19 protein-coding genes are annotated in these 20,889 nt (G+C 37.2%); 17 read left to right on the top strand and 2 right to left on the bottom strand.

Translation table 11 applies throughout. The features are described 5' to 3' along the window. Positions 1 to 255 precede the first annotated feature (255 nt). The 17 genes from V7112_RS19770 (at position 256) to V7112_RS19690 (ending at position 18,441) form a co-directional block, all read left to right on the top strand. Complete coding sequence (locus V7112_RS19770) at positions 256 to 1,830, top strand: class I adenylate-forming enzyme family protein (protein WP_335423067.1); 1,575 nt, start codon at positions 256 to 258, stop codon at positions 1,828 to 1,830. Between the two features lie 91 nt (positions 1,831 to 1,921). Next, positions 1,922 to 3,076 carry an ABC transporter substrate-binding protein gene (locus V7112_RS19765; protein WP_335423065.1) on the top strand — a complete coding sequence of 385 codons (1,155 nt, stop codon included), beginning with the start codon at positions 1,922 to 1,924 and terminating at the stop codon, positions 3,074 to 3,076. Positions 3,077 to 3,196: 120 nt separating this feature from the next. After that, positions 3,197 to 4,069, top strand: coding sequence for a branched-chain amino acid ABC transporter permease (locus V7112_RS19760; protein ID WP_335423064.1), 873 nt, complete (start codon positions 3,197 to 3,199; stop codon positions 4,067 to 4,069). Between the two features lie 15 nt (positions 4,070 to 4,084). Continuing rightward, entirely contained in the window at positions 4,085 to 5,122 is a 1,038-nt protein-coding gene (locus tag V7112_RS19755) for a branched-chain amino acid ABC transporter permease (protein WP_335423062.1), read from the top strand. A 1-nt stretch (position 5,123) separates the two neighbouring features. After that, positions 5,124 to 5,891: an ABC transporter ATP-binding protein gene (locus tag V7112_RS19750; protein ID WP_335423060.1), complete on the top strand. Its 768-nt coding sequence runs from the start codon at positions 5,124 to 5,126 to the stop codon at positions 5,889 to 5,891. Further along, positions 5,891 to 6,616: an ABC transporter ATP-binding protein gene (locus V7112_RS19745; RefSeq protein ID WP_335423058.1), complete on the top strand. Its 726-nt coding sequence runs from the start codon at positions 5,891 to 5,893 to the stop codon at positions 6,614 to 6,616. The genes V7112_RS19750 and V7112_RS19745 overlap by 1 nt, the downstream gene beginning before the upstream one ends. A 148-nt stretch (positions 6,617 to 6,764) precedes the next feature. Next, positions 6,765 to 8,591 (top strand): GAF domain-containing protein, encoded by a 1,827-nt coding sequence (locus V7112_RS19740; protein WP_335423056.1) that lies wholly within the window; start codon positions 6,765 to 6,767, stop codon positions 8,589 to 8,591. A 144-nt stretch (positions 8,592 to 8,735) separates the two neighbouring features. Next, positions 8,736 to 8,999, top strand: a complete 264-nt coding sequence (locus V7112_RS19735) for a helix-turn-helix domain-containing protein (RefSeq protein ID WP_335423054.1) — start codon at positions 8,736 to 8,738, stop codon at positions 8,997 to 8,999. Between the two features lie 175 nt (positions 9,000 to 9,174). Further along, positions 9,175 to 10,029, top strand: a complete 855-nt coding sequence (locus tag V7112_RS19730) for a 3-hydroxyacyl-CoA dehydrogenase family protein (protein WP_335423053.1) — start codon at positions 9,175 to 9,177, stop codon at positions 10,027 to 10,029. 18 nt (positions 10,030 to 10,047) lie between these two features. Next, complete coding sequence (locus V7112_RS19725; RefSeq protein WP_335423051.1) at positions 10,048 to 10,827, top strand: enoyl-CoA hydratase-related protein; 780 nt, start codon at positions 10,048 to 10,050, stop codon at positions 10,825 to 10,827. A gap of 108 nt (positions 10,828 to 10,935) precedes the next feature. Further along, positions 10,936 to 12,507 carry a class I adenylate-forming enzyme family protein gene (locus V7112_RS19720; protein WP_438823927.1) on the top strand — a complete coding sequence of 524 codons (1,572 nt, stop codon included), beginning with the start codon at positions 10,936 to 10,938 and terminating at the stop codon, positions 12,505 to 12,507. 6 nt (positions 12,508 to 12,513) lie between these two features. Next, on the top strand, positions 12,514 to 12,948 hold the full coding sequence (locus V7112_RS19715) for an acyl-CoA thioesterase (protein WP_335423047.1): 435 nt from the start codon (positions 12,514 to 12,516) through the stop codon (positions 12,946 to 12,948). Next, positions 12,938 to 14,641 (top strand): acyl-CoA dehydrogenase family protein, encoded by a 1,704-nt coding sequence (locus V7112_RS19710; RefSeq protein WP_335423045.1) that lies wholly within the window; start codon positions 12,938 to 12,940, stop codon positions 14,639 to 14,641. The genes V7112_RS19715 and V7112_RS19710 overlap by 11 nt, the downstream gene beginning before the upstream one ends. Positions 14,642 to 14,680: 39 nt before the next feature. After that, entirely contained in the window at positions 14,681 to 15,856 is a 1,176-nt protein-coding gene (locus V7112_RS19705; protein ID WP_335423041.1) for an acetyl-CoA C-acetyltransferase, read from the top strand. A gap of 390 nt (positions 15,857 to 16,246) precedes the next feature. After that, positions 16,247 to 16,801 (top strand): hypothetical protein, encoded by a 555-nt coding sequence (locus tag V7112_RS19700; RefSeq protein ID WP_335423039.1) that lies wholly within the window; start codon positions 16,247 to 16,249, stop codon positions 16,799 to 16,801. A 162-nt stretch (positions 16,802 to 16,963) separates the two neighbouring features. Next, the gene (locus V7112_RS19695; RefSeq protein WP_335423038.1) at positions 16,964 to 17,692 is read left to right on the top strand and encodes an ABC transporter ATP-binding protein; all 729 of its coding nucleotides are present in this window, start codon (positions 16,964 to 16,966) and stop codon (positions 17,690 to 17,692) included. Then, positions 17,689 to 18,441, top strand: coding sequence for an ABC transporter permease (locus V7112_RS19690; RefSeq protein WP_335423037.1), 753 nt, complete (start codon positions 17,689 to 17,691; stop codon positions 18,439 to 18,441). The genes V7112_RS19695 and V7112_RS19690 overlap by 4 nt, the downstream gene beginning before the upstream one ends. Positions 18,442 to 18,551: 110 nt before the next feature. Here V7112_RS19690 and V7112_RS19685 read toward each other — a convergent pair whose 3' ends face one another. Together V7112_RS19685 and V7112_RS19680 are read right to left on the bottom strand one after the other, a co-directional pair. Continuing rightward, the gene (locus V7112_RS19685; RefSeq protein WP_335423036.1) at positions 18,552 to 19,253 is read right to left on the bottom strand and encodes a cell wall hydrolase; all 702 of its coding nucleotides are present in this window, start codon (positions 19,251 to 19,253) and stop codon (positions 18,552 to 18,554) included. A 272-nt stretch (positions 19,254 to 19,525) separates the two neighbouring features. Next, positions 19,526 to 20,689: a M20 family metallopeptidase gene (locus V7112_RS19680; protein WP_335423033.1), complete on the bottom strand. Its 1,164-nt coding sequence runs from the start codon at positions 20,687 to 20,689 to the stop codon at positions 19,526 to 19,528. Positions 20,690 to 20,889: the final 200 nt, after the last annotated feature.

The raw sequence follows: 20,889 nt of genomic DNA, 5'->3' as shown, positions 1-20,889 counted from the left end.
AAAGAATGTAACGGAAAACATATTATTTTTCCGCAAATCTGATGAAAATGCTAATGCTTTTTCGTTTATCGTGTTGGTATTCTTTTGAAATTTCATCACCTATAATTAAAATAAGGTATCAGAACATTTGAAATTTTAGATATATAGACCTAGTTTAGGTAATATAGAAGAAAATATTCAACGATCAATTTGGACTTAGTAATTTCTGTGAATTTGAAAACGATTACAATAAATTGTAAGGATGGTGACTCTTTCGTGTTTGAAAATCGATATGATATGCCGGTCTCAAGTCTGCTTGAGGCGGTCACTTCGTCAGCCCCCGAAAACGAGGTAATCTTTGATGGGAAGAGACGAATGACTTACTCCGAGTTAGATATGGAATCTACATATATAGCAAGCAGTCTTAAACAACTTGGAATTAACAAGGGTGACCGGGTTGCAGTAAGCTTACCTAACTGGCATGAGTTTATAGTCATAGATTTTGCAATTGCAAAATTAGGTGCGATTCTTATACCATTTAATACACGTTTTAGAAAAGAAGAAGTCGAGTATATTATTCAAAATTCGGGGGCTAAAGCAGTATTCTTCCCCAAAGAGTTTGACAACATAAATCACTATGAACAATACAACCGACTAAAACAGGAAATAAACTCTCTAGAACATTTAATAGGGGTTCGTTTCGAGGGAGACGAAGTTATTGGCTATGATAGATTACTTGAAGTAGGGAAAGCTCACCCGTTTACCAATGTTCCTATTGACCACAAAGAAGATGTCTTTGCCATCCTTTATACTTCAGGAACAACTGGAAAACCTAAAGGTGCCATGTTGACACACAAAAATATGGTACATACTGCTGTAGCTGGTGCAGACTGGATGAAGTGTACACCGAAAGATGTGTTTTTAATGCCAACACCTGTTTTTCATGTCATGGGTCTTATGTTTGTTTTACGAGCCATATCCTCCGGAGCCAGAATGGTTTTAATGGAATCCTTTAAGCCAGAGAAAGCTTTATCTCTAATTGAACAAGAAAAGGTTACCATTCATCCCGGTGTGCCTACCATGTTTGTTCTTGAATTAAACCATCCATCATTTAAGAATTACGATTTATCCTCCTTACGAACTGGTGAAATGGGGGGAGCACCAGCACCTGTTGAAATTATTAAGAGGATTAGAAAGGAAATGGGCTGTAATATCATCATCGGCTATGGTATGACGGAAACCTCTCCAACGCTTACCCTAACAGGCTTTGAAGATGATGATATTTTGAGAGCGGAAACAGTCGGTAGGGCTTTACCAGGAGTTGAGATTAAAATTGTTGACCAAAACAGATATGAAGTAGGTATGAATACAGTAGGTGAACTGGTCTGCCAAAGCTTTGGTCTGATGAAAGGGTATTTCAATAATCAGGAAAAAACGTATGAAGTCATTGATGAAAATGGCTGGTATTACACTGGCGATCTCGCAACTATGGATGAGAATGGTTATATTCGAATAGTTGGAAGAAAGAAAGAAATGATCATCAGGGGTGGATACAACATTTATCCACGTGAAGTAGAAGAATATTTCTATACCCACCCGGCAGTAATGGACATAGCAATTGTAGGGTTACCAGATACCGTGTTAGGTGAAATATCCTGTGCTTGTATACGTGTAAAGCAAGGTATGAAGGTAACGGAAAAAGAGTTAAAACAATTTATTAAGGAAAAAATTGCGGACTATAAAATACCAGATCGAATCCTTCTAGTTGATGACTTCCCCATGACTCCGTCTGGAAAAATAAAAAAGATTGAACTTCAAAAACGATTGAGAACTGAGCTTCAACTACGATAACTAGAATCGTCTTAATGAATTTTAATAGGCTCCAGTGCTTTACTTTCTATTATTTTTAATAGAAACAAAATAAATTAGGGGGAAATAGGAGATGAAAAAATTTAGTTTTCTCAGTATCATTTTAAGTATTTTGCTAGTCATTACAGCATGTAATACCGAAAGCACTGATGGAGGAGGTTCGGGTGGGAAGGATAGTGAGGTTATAAAAATTGGAGCAATCTTTGCTGAAACAGGTCCAGCCTCCACTTTAGGGAAAACACAAGCAAATTATGTAAAACTGCTTCAGAAAAAGTTGGATGAAGAGGGACCGATAAATGGAAAGAAAATAGAAATCATAATGCAAGACTATGAAACGGACGACACAAAGGCAGTTATTGCAGCCGATAAATTGATTTCAGAAGGTGTTGTGGCAGTAATCGGGGCTACTCAAGCAAGTACGTCAATGGCCATTTTGCCTAAAATTTCTGCTGCTGGAATCCCATTATTAACCGTTGCCCCTGTAAATCCAGAAACCAAAGGGATTTACCAAATGGCACCTAGCAACTATATGAGTGCAGAATTAATCATAAAATTCCTAAAAGAAAAAAATGCTACGAAGGTTGCATGGGTAAATGCTCGTGATGGATTTGGGGTAGACGGACTTCCACCATTTGAAGAAGCAGCAAAGGAAAATAACATTGAAATTGTAGCCCATGAGGAATTTGATGCTACTGCAACAGATATGACCATTCAATTAACGAATGTTCGTAAAGAGAATCCGGAGGTAGTCATTGTATGGTCAAGAACACCGGGTGCCGGAATTGTTGCACGAAATTTTAAAGCTTTGGGATTTGACGTTCCTATGATTCAATCATCAGCTTCTGCTAACCAAGGTTTCTTAGATCAGGTGAAAGATAATAATGAAAATCTGTTTATAATCGGGAGTAAATTAAGTGTAGTCGACCAATTACCAGATGGTGATCAAAAAGAACGATTAAAAGCCTTCCGTGAAGAATATCGTGAAATGTTTAATAGTGATCCAGATAATTTTACAGCACATGCAGCAGATGGATTCTACCTTGTACTCGAAGCAATAAAGGAAGGAAATACAACCGCTGAAACTATTCATAATTATCTAAAGACTAAAAAAGAAAAGTATGAAGGATTAACAGGAACCTTTGATTTACAATCGGAAAATGTAGGTCCAAATCAAGATGGATTTTCAGTTTTAGAGATTGAGAATAACAATTGGAAGTATAATGAGTAGTTATTCAATAAGGATTAATTAAAGGAACACCGCTTAATAGGATAGAAAATGTAATGGCAGAATAATAACTTTCTGCCATTACTATCTTTCTACTATTGCTTTTAAGGAAGGAGCTAAAGTATGGACTTATTGATGCAATATGTCGTAACGGGCTTAACAGTTGGAAGCATTTATGCATTGTTGGCAATCGGATTTGTAACAATTTATAACATAACCGGAATTTTAAACTTTGCACAGGGCGAATTTGCAATGATTGGGGCCCTTACTTGTATTACCTTTGTAAATGCCGGGATGCCAATGGTAGCAGCAATGATACTTGCCATTATTATTACAGCAGCTATTGGCTTGATTGTGGAAAGAACGGCCATTTTTTACGCAAGAAATACCACGGTTATTATTTTAATCATTATTACAGTTGGCCTGTCTATCTTTTTAAAGGGCATGGGTTTAATCGTTTGGGGAACAAATCCACATCAGCTCGCACCGATTCTTTCAGTAGAATCAATTCAATTTATGGGGGCTGTTATAAATCCACAGAGCATTGTTATTTTTGGGGTATTAATTTTTCTTTTAGCCATACTTTATCTGTTTTTTGAAAAAACCTATATTGGTTCCGCATTACGGGCAAGTGAAAGAAACCCAAGAGCTGCAAAATTAATGGGAATTAATACAAGCACCTTGTCGGCTTTAGCATTTACACTTGCTGCAGCTTTGGGAGCCATTGCTGGTATTCTAATAACCCCAATTACGGATGCAACATATGAAATGGGCTTTCTTATCGGGATCAAAGGGTTCGTTGGGATGGTTATAGGGGGAATGCATAGTATTCCTGGAGCTGTAGCGGGCGCACTACTAGTCGGATTATTAGAAACATTTTCAGGCGCTTATATCTCAACATTTTATAGTGATGCCATTACATTCCTCGTACTCATCCTTGTCTTATTTATAAAACCAAATGGAATTTTTGCCAGGGGTTCTGGTGAAAGAGTATAACGAAAGGGGATATTGATGTTGAAGCTGGAAAATGTGTTATATGGTAGCCGCTGGAAGCCCCTCTTGTTTGTGGGACTCATCATTTTACTATTACCACTGGTTGTTACATCTCAGTATATATTTACGCTATTCATTTTAATTGGAATTTATTCAATTGTAACAGTAGGTTTAAGTTTATTGATTGGATTTGCAGGACAGATTTCTCTAGGACATGCGGCATTTTTTGGAATGGGTGCCTATACATCCGGAGTATTAACGGTAAGCTTTGGACTATCACCATGGCTTTCGATGTTGATAGGGATAGTTGCTACATTTTTGATAGCCTATGTAATCGGGATACCTATTTTAAAATTAAAGGGGCATTTCCTTGCACTTGCCACTATCGGGATTAACATCATATTTTTCATTCTAGTCCTTGGACTAAATGATTGGACAGGTGGTGCTGCGGGTTTAATTGGAATACCGACTCTTTCCATTTTTGGGCTGTCGCTTACAGACAAAGTTGTTTTCTACTTTTTTGTCTGGATTTTAGCTTTTCTTGTCTTAATCTTATCCTTAAATATTGTTCGATCCCATGTTGGCAGGTTATTAAGGAGTATACATGATAGTGAAATTGCGACTGAAACATTAGGAGTAGAAGTGTCAAAATATAAGGTTGCGATTTTTGCCTTAAGCGCAGCTTTTGCATCGCTTGCAGGTAGTGTTTATGCACATTATATCACGTTTGTTTCTCCTCCCACATTTTACATCACGACTTCGATTTTATTTTTAATTATGGTCATGGTTGGGGGAGCAAGCTACATTTGGGGAGCTATACTAGGTACTGCACTCATTGTATTTTTGAATGAATTCATTCGATTTGTTGGTCATACGTATTTTGGAATCAGTGGAGAGGTAGAAATCGTTGTCTATGGTTTAATCATTGTTTTATTCATGATGTTTATGCCAAAAGGACTTATGCATGTATTCATTCAGCTTTCTAAAAGGATTAGAAATAAAAAACAACAATCCTTAAATGATCATAAAGAAATAATGACTGAAGAAGGTGCTTAACATGTCAAATTTACTAGAGGTAAAGGGGCTAACAAAACAATTTGGTGGAGTTACGGCCGTTTCAGATGTTGAATTTCATGTCAAGCCTGGAGAAGTGGTGGCGGTTATTGGGCCAAATGGCGCTGGAAAGACCACATTGTTCAATATGATTTCATGTTTTATTCCTCCGACAACTGGAGAGGTTTTTTTCAAAGGCGAGAACTTAACAGGAAAAAAGATTTCAACCTTGGCACAAATGGGAATCTCAAGGACGTTTCAAAATCTACAAATCTTTGAAAATATGACAGTGCTTGAAAATGTCATGATGGGAGCCCATGTTAAGTTGAAAACGAATGTTCTTAATGCAGCATTCCGCCTACCACGTATTAAAAAGGACGAAAAACTTGCCTATCAAATGGCATTAAGATTGATTAAAATGGTTGAACTAGAGGATTTAATATATGAAAAAGCAGGGCAATTATCATTCGGGCAGCAAAAACAATTGGAATTTGCAAGGGCACTTGTCTATGAACCTGAATTTATTATGTTAGATGAACCAATGGCTGGATTAAATGATACGGAGACAAATAAAATGGCCGGCTATATTCAAGAGTTTAAAAAGAAGGGTTGTTCTTTTTTATTCGTTGAACATAAGATGACAACTGTCATGGAACTGGCTGATCGAATCGTCGTCATTGATTTTGGAAAGAAAATTGCGGAAGGGACACCAGAAGAAATCCAAAAAAATGAAAAGGTGATTGCTGCCTATTTAGGGGAGGAGGCCGTTTAATGTTAAACGTTGAAAATGTATCTACTCATATCGGTAAAATCCAAATCCTTCACGATGTAAGCTTTCACGTTGAACCAGGTGAAATTGTTGCAATAATCGGTGCAAATGGAGCTGGGAAGAGTACCCTTTTAAATACGTTGGCAGGTCTCTATCGTCCGTCCGCTGGAACTGTTGTTCTTCACGATGAAGTGATTGGTGGCTCTCCCGCCCATAAAGTCGTAGGAAAAGGTTTAAGTCTCGTACCTGAGGGTCGGCAAGTTTTTCCAAATCTAACAGTGAAGGAAAACCTAATGCTTGGAATGTACTCCAAATATTTTAAAGAGAAAAAGCATGCGAAAGAAAATCTAGATCAGATACTTTCTATGTTTCCAAACCTAGACAAACATTTGAACAATCTTGGAGGGAATCTAAGCGGTGGCGAGCAGCAAATGCTCGCAATTGGAAGAGGCTTGATGTCAAATCCAAAGGTTATTTTATTGGATGAACCATCCATGGGCCTTGCTCCTAAAATTGTTAATGAAATTTTGGAGACGCTTGTGGTTATTAAAGAAACGTTAGGAACAATGGTGGTTTTAGTAGAACAGAATGTAAAGGCTGCCCTTAAAACAGCAGACAGAGCATATGTTTTAGAACAAGGAAAAATTATTTTAGATGGAACTAGTCAAGAAATAAGCAGCAATCCTCAGGTTATGTCCGCTTACTTAGGGATCAAAACCGGAGCATAACAATTAAAGTTTAACTATTAAGTCCCAGGGTTTTAAAACCTTGGGGCTTTTTGAGTCAAATAAAGATTTAATAATAGTTTTAATATTTTGCAAATTCGATATATTACTTATAAAATATAACTACTATAAGTAAAAAGGAGCTGCCACTGTGACCATCGATAAAAAAGAAAAATTAATGAGAAAATTAGAGAATCACTTACGCTCTACGGCAAGACACCTGATAAAATTTGACACAGAAGAAGAAGTTCTCCAATATTTAACAGAAAGTTTTCGGTCGGAATTATACTGTGACTTTGTTGGAGTCATCCTAAATGAAGATGGAGTTTTTCTTCCAAAAGCATGGAGTGGAAATATACCGGCTGTGACAGATTATTTTCCACTGCCTATTAATCAATGTTCAACAAAATTATTAAGCCTAAGTTTAACCATTGAGAACGGAGATCCGCCAGAGCTTTGTATGCTTTCTAAAATCCTAAAACAAGCTAATGTTAAAACTTGGTTTACGGTACCATTTAACTATAATAATTTTCAATATGGATTTTGTATTGTTGGATTTTTGAATTATGTTCCTTTGCTAGAAATGGAAGCACCGTTCGAGGAATTTGGGAAAGATATTGCAGTAGCCATGTCGATGGCACGTGAAAAAAACCTAGAGTTAAATAAAATTAAAGGGATTGAATGGATTAGCAAAAATCTATCACTTAATGCCCCATTAGAAAAACACGTAGAGGAGATCAACTTAAGAGCAGGGAAAGGAACAAATGCAGATTTTGCCTGTATTTATTTATATAACGAAAAGGAGAACTGTTTTGATTTCCAACCCCCATCCTATGGATTGATGAAGCATTCAAAAAGGATCGTGATTGAAGAAAATTATCATTTGAATAAATACTTTCCTTATTTGGAGAAACCAGGTGGAACACAATTATCAGTCTCAATTGTTATTGATTTAAAGACAATTGGTGTCTTACATATTGTAAATAATAAAGAGGTAGTTTTTACAGAAAATGACTTGAGAATGTTAGAGCTTTTGTCCAACCTAATTGCGGCGGTTTTGGAAAATGCAAGGCTATTTAACAATGAGAAACAGCAGAAAAACCGTCTTCAATTTCTATTAGACTATCAACAATCCCTTGTAAAGGAAACAATTGAGGAGGACAACTTTGATGGGATTACGAGCATGTTATCAAACCTATTTCATAACCAAGTACTATTATTTGACCGTTTTCTACGACCAATTTCTGTTGGAATCGAACCACATCAGGAAAATGAAAGCTATTTAGAACAAATTACTGAAATAGCGAGAACAGGGAAAGGAACATCAAAAGGTCTTGATTATTTTACGATCCAAGTTCCGAATAGTTTAGATTTAATTACCCTTTGGATGATTAATGGAGGAGGAAGATTACTTGGGTATCTGGCAGTACAAAGCCAGGAACAGGAAATGGATGAAATTGACCGCTTAACAATTGAAGTTGCACGAAATATATGTTCGATCCAATTTATTAAGCAAAAACTAGTGTTAGACGCAAATGAACAAGCAAAAGATAGTTTTTTTAGCAGATTGTTAGTGGAAAAAATCGAAGAAGAAGATGGCATTTTTCAATATGCCAGCCTTTTTCAATGGAATCTGTTACAAATCCATTATCTCGCTGTTCTTTCCATTTCACTTGATCAAAAGGAAATAATCGACAGCAACCTTTTTGATCAACAGGAGAAGAAAAACATCATTTGGGATTCTATAAAATCGAATCTACTAGAATTTGACTCATCTATTTTAACTGGTAATCACGATGAAAAATATATACTGGTTGTACCGTTAAAAGATGAAAACAATCTCTCAAAAAAATACTGGAATACCCTTTATGAACGAATAAATAATTGGGCAAAAGAAACAACTGTCCAGTGTAAAGTATTAATGGGTGTAGGGGATAAGACGGAAAATATCAATGATTATTATATTAGTTACCAGTAAGCTATTCAGGCATTAAATATTTTAAAAAGCAGGTTAGATTATTTAGGTTTTTCCTTATTTAGTGAACTTGGGTCATATACAGTCCTTCACCATTTAAATTATTCCACAGCGGTTGATTTATTTGTCAACAATCAGCTTGGCCCATTGATTTTTTATTCCGAAGGGAAGACGACAGATTTATTAAACACCCTGCATGCATTTCTTCAAAATAATGGCAATATCAAAAATACTGCAGAGGAACTGTTCATTCATAGAAGTTCCTTACTTTATCGAATTGAAAAAATTGAATCTCTCTTAGACATCCAACTCAGCGATGCCGAAGTACGGTTTAATTTAATGATGGCATTTAAACTGTATGATATGTATGGGAAAGAAATAGAACGAAATACATTATTATATTCAAAATAAAAATTTTTTATCGTTTGCAGTTTACGATTAATATGAGTAAAAAAATGATTTAACCATAAATTTGATGAATAATAGCAAGGTTTTTCCTACATCGTGTAGGTACTAAATAGGTACCGTTTAAAGCTATAATAAGTTTACAGAAAATTATTATAATAGCTTTTAAGGAGATGGGATGATGGCAATTAAGACTATAGGTGTTGTGGGAGCCGGGTCAATGGGAGCTGGTATCGCCAACCTTGCAGCGATGAATGGATTTAATGTTATTCTAAGTGATATTGAAGAGCGCTTTTTAGAAGGTGCTTTAAATCGAATGAACAAATTTATGGAAAAAAGTGTTGCAAGAGGAAAACTAACGGAAGCCCAGAAACAAGAAGCTTTGGGACGTATTCAAACAACTACTCACTTAGAAGATTTGAAGGAAGTTGACATCGTTATTGAAGCGGTGCTAGAGGATCTAGATTTAAAAAGAGAAGTGTTTGCTCAACTTGATCAAATCGTTCGTGAAGGCGTAATACTAGCAACTAATACGTCCTCAATGTCCATTACAGAAATTGCCGCTGCAACCAACAGACCAGAGCTTGTTGCAGGTATGCACTTTTTTAATCCAGCACAGCTAATGAGATTAGTAGAAGTAGTACGAGGCTATAAAACAAGTGATGAAACAGTCCAAGAATTGAAAGCGTTATCTAAGAAACTATCAAAAGAATCAGTAGAGGTAAAGAAGGATTCACCTGGATTTATAGTCAATCGGATTATGACTCCACAATTTATTGAAGCAATTAAACTTGTCCAAGAAGGCGTTGCTTCTTATGAAGATATTGATAAAGCAGTTAAGCTAGGCCTTAATTATCCAATGGGACCTTTTGAACTTCAAGACTTTGCTGGGGTGGATATTGGTTACCATGTAATGGAATATTTTAAAGATGAATTTAACGATGACTATTTTGCACCACCACTTCTATTAAAACAATTGATAAGAGCAGGAAGACATGGGAAGAAAACGGGTGCTGGATTTTACGATTACGAATAATTAAGGGAGGCGAATATATTGAGTTTTGAATTTTTACTTTGTGATATTGAAAATCATGTAGCGGTAGTGACAATAAATCGTCCACCGGTCAATCCTTTAAGTACGAAGGTGTTTCAAGAATTAGCAACGTTATTTGATGAGCTTGAAGCAAATGATGAAGTGCGGTCAATTGTTCTTACTGGCAGTGGAGAAAAAGCATTTGTAGCAGGTGCAGATATTAATGAGATGGCAAATCTTGATCTAGTCGGCATTAATAAAATGAATAAAAGCTCAAGACTTGTTTTTTCAAAAATTGAAAATCTGACAAAGCCTGTCATCGCAGCATTAAATGGACTTGCACTTGGGGGAGGCCTAGAGCTTGCTCTGGCATGCGATTTAAGAATAAGTTCCGAAAAAGCAAAATTTGCTTTCCCTGAAGTGGGGCTTGGTATTATACCTGGCGGAGGCGGAACACAACGATTACAACGAATAGTGGGTCAAGGAATTGCAAAAGAACTTCTCTATTTCGGTGAAATGTTTGATGCTCATCGTGCATTGGAGCTGCACATTGTCAATAAAGTCGTTCCTAAGGAGGAATTACTTGAGACTGCAATGGATTGGGCTAATAAGTTGGCACAAAAACCACCAGTTGCTCTTCAAATGGTGAAACAAGCGGTAAATACAGGCGGCAACACAGATCTTGAATCAGGATTAATTATAGAAAGTTCTTGTTTTGCTAATGCGTTTTCAACAGAAGATCGGGAAGAAGGTCTTCGGGCGTTTGTTGAAAAACGAAAACCAGTTTTTGCTGGAAAGTAAACTACTGAATTCAAAAACAAATAAATGAAAATAAAGTATCCGAAAACGAACTATCCGGATACTTTATTTTTATCAACCTTCCGAAATGGAGGTAGAGGGAGTGGGTGTATATTGAAGGATTCAACGTTTTTATCTGTATACAGTCTTTTGGAACAGACGGCAAATAAATTTATTGATGAAGAAGCCATTTTTGATACAAATAAACGGATAACATATGGTGAAATCAAACAAGACGCTGATAGACTTGCAGCTACACTCTCTAGACTCGGAATCAGCAAAGGGGAGCGGCTGGCTATCGCCCTTCCAAACTGGTATGAAACCATTGTAATATATTTTGCCGCAGCGAAAATTGGGGCCATAATCGTTCCTTTTAATCCTAAATATAAAGCATACGAAATTCAACACATCTTAATGAATTCAAAGCCCAAAATGGCTTTTGTTACAGATGAGTTTGATAAAAATTTCGGTATAAAAGACGCTTTGTTTATTGTACCAGATATAATTACCGTTAGGTTTGATAGGGATGGGCTTACATCTTATCAAGAGTTAATAACTGATGAGGAATATAAAATAGAAGAAACTAGGATCGACGTTGATAACGATATCTTTTGTATTTTATACACTTCAGGAACCACTGGCGTGCCGAAAGGGGTGATGATTACCCATCGTGGTGTCGTCCAATCAGCGGTTACAATTGCTTCTGAGCTACACTGTTCTGAACAAGATGTTCTCATTCTGCCTGCGCCTTTGTTCCACATCTTTGGAATGGCTGTAAATTTGTTTTGTGCGGTATTTGTAGGAGCTAGAATCATTTTGCTTGAAAGGTTTTTGCCAAACGAAGTTCTTACATTAATAGAAAAAGAGAATGTTACGATCCTTCATGGCGTCCCAGCCATGTTTATAAAATTACTAGAGAAAGAAAATTTAAATCGGTTCAATCTCTCTTCTTTAAGAACAGGAATTGTGGGGGCATCACCTATTCCTCCTTTGAAAGTGAAAGAAATTCGCGATCGATTGGGTATGAATCTCTGTCAATCATTTGGTATTACAGAGACTGCCACTGTCACATTGACAGCCTATCATGATGAAGAAAGAAATATACTTGAGACACTTGGAAAGTCGATTCCAGGGGTTGAGTTGAGGATAGTGAATGATGATCGATCAGAAGTTTCTGTTGGAGAAATAGGAGAAATTGCGATAAAAAGCTTTGGATTAATGAAAGGATATTATGGAATGCCCGAAGAGACTTCTGCTGTAATCGATGAAGATGGATGGTATTATACGGGCGATCTAGGGGTGTTAACGGATCATGGATATTTAAAATTTGTCGGCAGAAAAAAAGAAATGATTATTCGGGGAGGCTTTAATATTTATCCCCAAGAAATTGAAGCTGTACTGGCAAAGAATCCAAAAGTAATTGAATCTGCCGTTGTAGGGATACCTGATTCGACGATGGGAGAAATCGTATGTGCAGTAGTTAAATTAAAAAATGGTATCGAAAGCAGTGAAGAAGAAATCAAAAAGTACCTAATGGAAAATATAGCAAAATATAAAGTTCCAGAAAAAATCGTTTTCACAACAAATTTTCCGGTTACTGCAAGCGGAAAAATTCAAAAGTTAAAACTTCGTGACATAATAAATGCACAGGAAAATGAACCGATTATTAATACAGAAAGGTGAAATTCAATGAAAAATAACTATTCATTTCAAGTACGCTGGGGTGACACAGACGCTGCTGGAATTGTCTTTTATCCTAACTTTTATAAATGGATGGATGAAGCTACACATGAGTACTTTTCAGCGATAGGTCTTCCTGCTTCCCAACTTTTTGCCGAACAGCAAATCGGGGTACCATTATTAGAGGCGAATTGTCGATTTAATATGCCGCTATTATTTGAGGATCACGTGACGGTCAAAAGCTATGTAGAAGAATTATATAACAAAGCTTTTAGAATAAAGCATGTATTTGAAAAAGGGGACAAAATTGCTGCTGAAGGATACGAAGTGCGAGCATGGACCTCTTTTAAAGAAAAGCCAAAGGCTCATCCAATCCCTGATGATATCCGTGCAAGGATGATTCTAAAGGCTGATACTGTAGGGAGATATGTTCATGAAGATTGAAAAACAGAAAAATACAAGTTTCTTGAACAACGAGATATTACCAATTGATGTTTTCACTCCTGAGGACTTTACGGATGAACATAGAATGGTAGAGAACATGGTAGGCAAATTTGTTATGAACGAAGTCCATCCCAAGCTAGAGAAAATTGAACAACAAGACTTTAAAGAAACATTAATCCTCATGGAAAAAGCCGGGGAACTCGGTCTTATTGCAGCAGATATCCCTTCTGAGGATGGGGGGCTAGAATTAGGAAAAGTAAGTGCCACAATTATTTCTGAAAAAATGGCGGTTGGTCGTTCGTTTTCCATAACTTTTGGCGGTCAAACAGGTATAGGTGCATTACCCATCGCTTATTTTGGTTCAAAGGAACAAAAATTAAAATACCTTCCTGAAATTTTAAGTGGTGAAAAAATTGCAGCTTATGCGCTAACAGAACCATCTTCCGGGACAGATGCCATGAGTTTAAAAACGACAGCTTTATTATCGGAATGTGGAAACTATTATCTTCTTAATGGAGAAAAACAATGGATCACAAGCTCTGGGTTTTCTGATATTTTTATCGTTTATGCAAAAGTGGAGGGCCAGAAGATTACCGCTTTTATTGTAGAAAAAAATGATGAAGGTGTTTCAACAGGTCCTGAAGAAAAGAAAATGGGACTTAAAGGTTCCTCAACACGCTCCCTTATCTTAAACAATGTAAAGGTCCCTGTTGAAAATGTTATTGGGGAAATAGGAAGAGGGCATATTATTGCATTTAATGTTCTAAATATAGGCCGTCATAAAATCGCTGCAACCTCTCTTGGAACAGCAAAACGTGCGATTGAACTAGCTGTAAAATATGCCAATGAACGTCTCCAATTTGATCAGCCCCTATCGAATTTCAATTTAATAAAAAACAAAATTGCAGATATGGTGATTAAAACATTTGCAAATGAAAGTGCGGTATATAGAACGGCGGGTTCAATGCAGAACGGATTCAATAAAAGGAATGAATTCAGTAATGACTATGGGAAAATCATATCCCAGTATGTAATGGAATGCTCGATCAATAAAATCATGTCCACTGAAATTCTAGATTTTGTTGTTGACGAGGCCTTACAAATTCATGGTGGCTACGGCTACATGGAGGAATATGAAATTGAAACACTTTATCGTGATTCTAGGATTACTAGAATCTTTGAAGGAACAAACGAAATTAATAGAATCGTCATAGCGACAACTGCATTGAAATTAGAAGAAGATGAAATAGATGGTGATATTGTCATAGATGGGCTTCTTCAGCATGAACAACAGGTATTGCAATTAATGAAAAAATTATTTCATGCCACTGTCCTATCGATGCAAGAAGAATCCTTATTCAATATTAATGTCGAACAAGAAGCTGCTGCTTTTTTAGCTGATTTAGCGATTGCTATATATGCAATTGAAAGTTCAATACTAAGAACCGAAAAAGCCATTCAAAAGACTGGCCAAAAACAAAACTCTCTAAAATATGATTGTACAGTGGTTTATACCCATGAAATCTCTCAACAGATAGGCCTCAAGGCCTTGAATATCATTAATCACCTTGGTGATAATGAATTATTTACTCGAACAGCCAGTCGCTTAATTATGAGCAGTTCTGTAAACTTAGTGGAAGTGAAACGGAGAATTGCCAATACCGTCATTAAGGCTGAACGTTATATCAGTTAAGATACGCCGTTAAAAAAATTGTAAAAGGAGAGGGTAAGGATGACCAATATCGTATTGGTAGAGGGGGCACGTACGGCCTTCACCGAAATGTCCGGAAGCTTCAGGGCGATTTCCGCAACTGATTTAGGCCTGGAAGCTGCAAAAGGGGCAATTCGTAAAGCAAATATCAATCCTGAGGATATCGAACAAGTCGTATTCGCAAACGTACAGCAGTCCAGTAAAGACGCGCATTTACTAGCTCGTCATGTTGGTTTAAAGGCAGGTTTGCCCCTTCACGTACCAGCATTGACGATTAACCGATTATGCGGCAGTGGTGTAGAAGCTATCTTAACAGCTGCCCGCTATATCTTGACAGGGGAGGCTAACGCAGTACTCGCAGGTGGAACAGAAAGTATGAGTAATGTACCACATGTTATACCAGGTATGCGGTGGGGAAGCAAACTTGGAGGTCCTGTCATTGAAGACTGGGTATGGGATGGTTTGTATGACACAGTTGGAGATTGTACAATGGCAGATACAGCAGAAAATTTGGCCGAAAAATTTGGCCTAACGCGTGAAGAGGTTGACAACCATGCCCTCTTGAGTCATGAACGAGCATTAACAGCCATTGAAAGAGGATATCTTCAGGAAGAAATTGTACCAGTTACAATCCAAGAGAAAAAAGGTAGTAAAGTGATTGCTCAAGATGAGCATGTTCGAAAAACAAGTCTGGAACAACTCGGGAAATTAAAACCTAGATTCCGTAAAAATGGTGTAGTTACTCCTGGTAATGCAAGTGGAATGGTAGATGGAGCAGCGGCTGTAATTGTAACAACAAGCGAATATGCTGAAAAAAATGGGCTTAACCCTATTGCAAGACTTGTTTCCTGGGGAGTAGTTGGCGTAGACCCGAAATATATGGGAATTGGTCCTGTACCAGCTATTCAACTTGCTTTACAAAAAGCAGGCCTAACAGTGGCAGATTTAGACCTTATTGAAATTAATGAAGCCTTCTCGGCTCAGTATTTAGCCTGTCAAAAGGAGCTGGGATTTGATCCTGAAATTGGGAATGTAAATGGCGGTGCGGTTGCTCTAGGTCACCCTCTAGCAGCTAGCGGTACTCGAATCACACATACCCTTGCAAAAGAATTACACAGGAGAAAAGGAAAATATGGTGTATCCGCTGTTTGTATTGGCGGGGGCCAAGGAATTGCATCTATTTGGGAACGGATATAAGAATAAACAATAAAAGGGGTATGAGTTCTCAATCTCGATACGGTTCAGTGATAAAAAAGTAGTCTTGGACGTGAAGGTGGCCATATTGGAATTGAAGAGTTTTTAGAAGTAAAATATGTTTTGAGTGGTTTAGACAATTAAAAGAAGAACATTTTTCTTTAAGGGGTTGCCCCGAGAGTGGGGAGCCCCTGCTCGGTTCGGAGTAGAAATTAATAAATGAAAGTGAGTAATCTTCTAATATGGAGGACTACTCTTTATTTGTTACAAAAACATCTCTATAAAAACGGAATAAAAATATAAGTCACTTATGATTATTCCTAGAATCTAACACTTTTCGACATCCCCATAAGGGTATAATAAGAAAAATGATAGAATAGGGAGGCTTGAGTTTTGCTAGATTCTAGTAATGAGTTCTATTTAAGCAGTGCTGAAAGAGAATTAATTATAAAAGGGATAAAACATGGATTAGAGCGTTTTTATAAAGACAGAGAGGGTAAGCATGCCCTTATCACCGAAAGAAATTTCATCTCCAGACAACGCGCCGCTTATGTTTTCGACTCCGTCTACCACATCGCGAACCAACACCCAGAATTGAATGTAACACCTGAGATTCGAACAGCAGGTTTATCATACGAATATGTATCATTATTTTTTGAAACGCGAAAAATTGTCGTCACCTTCAGCCAAGTAAAGCGCCCCGAAGATTTACCTGAATACAGTGAATATCGAAACGAGTACACTGAAGGAAATCGGTTATACAATCCGCAACTTTCCTTTTTCCGTGAAGAGGATGAATATAATCTCAAACTGTACAAGCATCTCGTTGTCACTTTCAATGGATCACACGGTCCAGATCCACTGTTTATATGGATTGGAGCGACAACCCCAGAGCAGAACGCATGGATTTATCATGAGGAACTCGCAGTAGAAGTTGTTTCACAATAATGATTTAAGAGACTGTATTTCATATAGTCTCCTTTTTTTGATCCATATTTTAAATGTTGATTGATAAAAAAGGTACATAATAACAATAATGAATTAAAATTTTTCCAGTTATGTTACGTGTATGTTATCTTATAGATATCGCGTTAAAGGAAGTGACCCCATGTGCAAACATTTAAACCAACCATTCATTTTAATCGTGTGAATTTCCATGCGGACAATAAGCATATATTGAAAAATATTACAGGTTCCTTTTATGAAGGAACAATCACGACCTTAGTTGGACCTTCAGGAGCGGGGAAATCAACACTTTTGAAGCTTTGTAATGGTCTTTTGTCTCCAACTTCCGGTGAAATATACATAAATGAAAAAGACATCCATACATATGAGCCACATGAATTAAGAAGGTTTGTCGGTATTGCTCTGCAAAATGCACCAATGGTAAACGGAACTGTTTATCAAAATTTAGCTTTACCGTTAACGCTCCAAGGTAAAAAACTGGAGGAAAAAGTAGCAAAGGATTTACTGGATGACGTTGGATTAGAGGATGAATTTTTACATAGAGATGTTCGGGATTTATCGGGCGGACAACGTCAAAAGGTTTCCATTGCCCGTACGCTTGTGAATCATCCGAAAATTATGTTGCTAGATGAAATCACATCGGCATTGGATCGGGTCTCTAAAACTGAAATCGAGGAACTTATTGTAAAAATTAATCAGAAGTACAAGGTAACCATGATCTGGATTACCCACAATCTAAAGCAGGCAATTGACATTGGAAACTACGTTTGGGTGTTAATGGAAGGGGAAGTCATTGAAACGGGGAAGAGCACTATATTGAAATCTCCAACTCATGAAAAAGTAAAACAATTTGTGAAGGGGGAGATGGCATGAGTACACTTGCATTAGCAATCGCACTCATTTTTGTTCTCATTCCCATTTTTTTGTCCAAAACCTTTAATCTAGGTTTGGAAAAAGATACTACAATCGCGGTTATCCGTTCAATCATTCAATTATTTGCGGTTGGTTATATTTTGAAATTTGTTTTTGAAACGGAGAGTCTCATTTATATTTTTCTAATGGTTGTTGTAATGATTGTTGCGGCTACTCAGAATGCGAGAAAAAAAGGGAAGGCAATCAAGGGTATCACATGGAAAATTGCTGCAACCTTGGTTTTTATGGAGGTTCTCACTCAGGCGATTCTATTAGGATTTCACATTACACCGGCAACTGCCCAGTATATTATTCCTATCAGTGGAATGGTAGTTGGCAACTCCATGGTACTTGCGATTTTATTTTTAAACAGATTTACAGCTGAGGTTGATACCCATCAGGAACAAACTGAGCTAATTCTTTCCTTGGGTGGTACGCCAAAACAAGCAATACATAGACAGCTCATTACATCAATTAAGGCTAGCATGATTCCTACAATCGAAAGCCAAAAAACAATTGGACTGGTTCAGCTTCCTGGGATGATGAGTGGCCAAATCATTGCAGGAGCAAATCCAATCCAAGCGGTTCAATTTCAATTATTGGTTCTCTTTTTACTATTAACAACAGCAGCGGTGACAAGCATCATGCTTGGATTTTTATCCTATCCGACTTTATTTAACCAGCGAATGCAGTTTATGAAAATAAGGTAAAAAATTCAAAAATGCCTGAACCGAAGGGTTCAGGCATTCATATTATTTTAACAGGTAACCTTTCGAATCAAGGCTTTCCTACTTATTTTCGAAGTTAATTAAAATCTAAGTTAATATTTAAACACATGTCGTCCGATTTTCACCGCTGTGGTTCTTGAATCTAACCAACGACTAGTGGCAATGGTAGGGTTATAGAAGAACAATGCTTCTTTTGCAATATGTCTCATTTCAGTTAGTGCTGCATGCACCGCTCTTTTCGACTCTTCATCTGCAGCTTTATTGATTGCTCCATTTCGTACAGGTTGGAACTGGCCACGCTGATAAATGACACCTTGAATCGTATCAGGGAATTTCGGACTTTCTAAACGATTTAATACAACCGCCGCAACAGCTACCTTACCTTCAAATGGCTCCGATTGAGCCTCAGCTCGTACAATTCTCGCTAATAAATCTAACTCTTCAGGAGAAAAATTATAGTTACTTGAAACACTCTTAACTTCTGTCACAATTTGCTCAGTTTTTACCGTTTCTTGCGTAGCAACAACAACTTCTTCATTTTTCTCAATATGCATACCTTCAAATAATATTGGATCATTATCATGTTTTAATTCCGTATTTATATTTTGCCCGACAACAATCAGGTCTAAATTTTCCACTTGAGGGTTCATCACTGCTAATTCATCCAAAGTCATTCCATGCATACGTGCAATGTCAGACATCGTGTCACCTTTTTGAACAGTATATGCAAACGCTTGATCTGCAAAAAATAGAGAAGCTATAAAGATAGCTAGTCCTAATAGTATTTTTTTCATAGTAATAGTCCTCCTAGTCATTTTAAGTGCTGGGTAACTCTCTATGACTCATTACTATGAACCAAAAAAATAGATTAGTATTACAGTTTCGTTACAGGTAGATTACATCTTGTCTATCTTCCAGAAACTAGTGAAAAAGAGATAGTTCACTTTAGAGTAAGAGAACCATGACTACACTTAAGTAGAAAATCAATTCACTACTGCTTATAAAAAATAGAACAAAAAAGACGATTCCTTGGCTGGGGTGCCAAGAGAACCGTCCCTATGGTTCCTTATTTATTTTTCGCAAATTCTTCTTTTATGTTTTCTAATACTTGTGGTTCGGTTAAAATTTTATAACCAGTTAGGGCCATTGTTTTGGCACCAAGGATCATTGCTTCTTTTCCCTGGTTACTTAGTGCAGCTTCACGGAAACCATGTGTGTGGCAAGCAAATGGTTCATCACAAATTTTTACATATGGATGGATAGAAGGGACAACATGGCTCACATTTCCCATATCAAGTGATCCACCGTCAGCACGTTCATGAATTTCCTCCGGATTTACGCCTAGTTCAATTAGTGTCTCAGTGAAGACATCTGAAAAAGCTTCATTTGTAACCATGTCATCATAGGAAAACTCATAAAATGACCATTCCATTGTCGCACCTGTTTGAAGGGCGGCACCTTGGGCACATTTTTTCACTTTTTCCACAAGCTCGTTTACATAAGCACGAGAAGCAGCGCGAACATAGAATTGTGCCACAGCATAATCCGGCACGATATTAGCAGCTTGTCCGCCTTCAGAAATAATTCCGTGAATGCGTGCGTCTGATGTAATATGCTGTCTCAATGCATTGATACTGTTAAATGTTTGGATAACCGCATCAAGCGCATTGATTCCTTCATGGGGGGCTGCCGCTGCATGTGCCGCTTTCCCGAAAAATTCAAATTGAATTGCATCCATCGCTAGGGACGCACCACTTTTTTCATAATGGCTAAGAGGGTGGACCATCATGGCTACATCAAGATGGTCAAAAATGCCTTGCTCGGCCATGGTTACTTTTCCACCTTTTGTTTCTTCTGCCGGTGTTCCGTAAACAACCACTTTTCCACCAGTCTCATGAATAACCTTTGATAAGCCAATTCCAGCTGCAATTCCCATTGTACCAATTAAATTATGTCCGCACGCATGGCCTAATTCAGGGAGTGCATCATATTCCGACATGATCCCAATTGTTGCACCTGGTTTACCACTATCAAAAGTAGCCTCAAATGCAGTAGGGAGACCTGCTGTTCCAATTACAACATCAAAATTTTGTTTTTTAAGCTCATCGGTTAAAATTTTACATGCTTTAAATTCTTCATGACCAAGTTCAGGGTTGGCCCCTATATATGCACTGATTTCGTAAAAACGATCTTTATTTTCCTCAATAGCCGCAAGTATTTCTGATTTCATCATGACCCTGCTTTCTTTTTATAGGTTTTTCTATGGAATATTATAAAGCATCGTGTATAAAAATTCAATTAAACTCTTTGTCTACTATACTATTTTTATATAATTATCAAATACGCATTAAGTATTTGCGCCCGATTTTTTTAGGACCACACGAGGTGGGTTACAAAGACGAAGACATCTAGAAGTGGCGTTTTTAGTCT

This window comes from Bacillus sp. JJ1566 (assembly GCF_036962685.1).
Taxonomy (GTDB): domain Bacteria; phylum Bacillota; class Bacilli; order Bacillales; family Bacillaceae_L; genus Ferdinandcohnia.
This window is presented reverse-complemented; position numbering and strand designations above follow the sequence as displayed.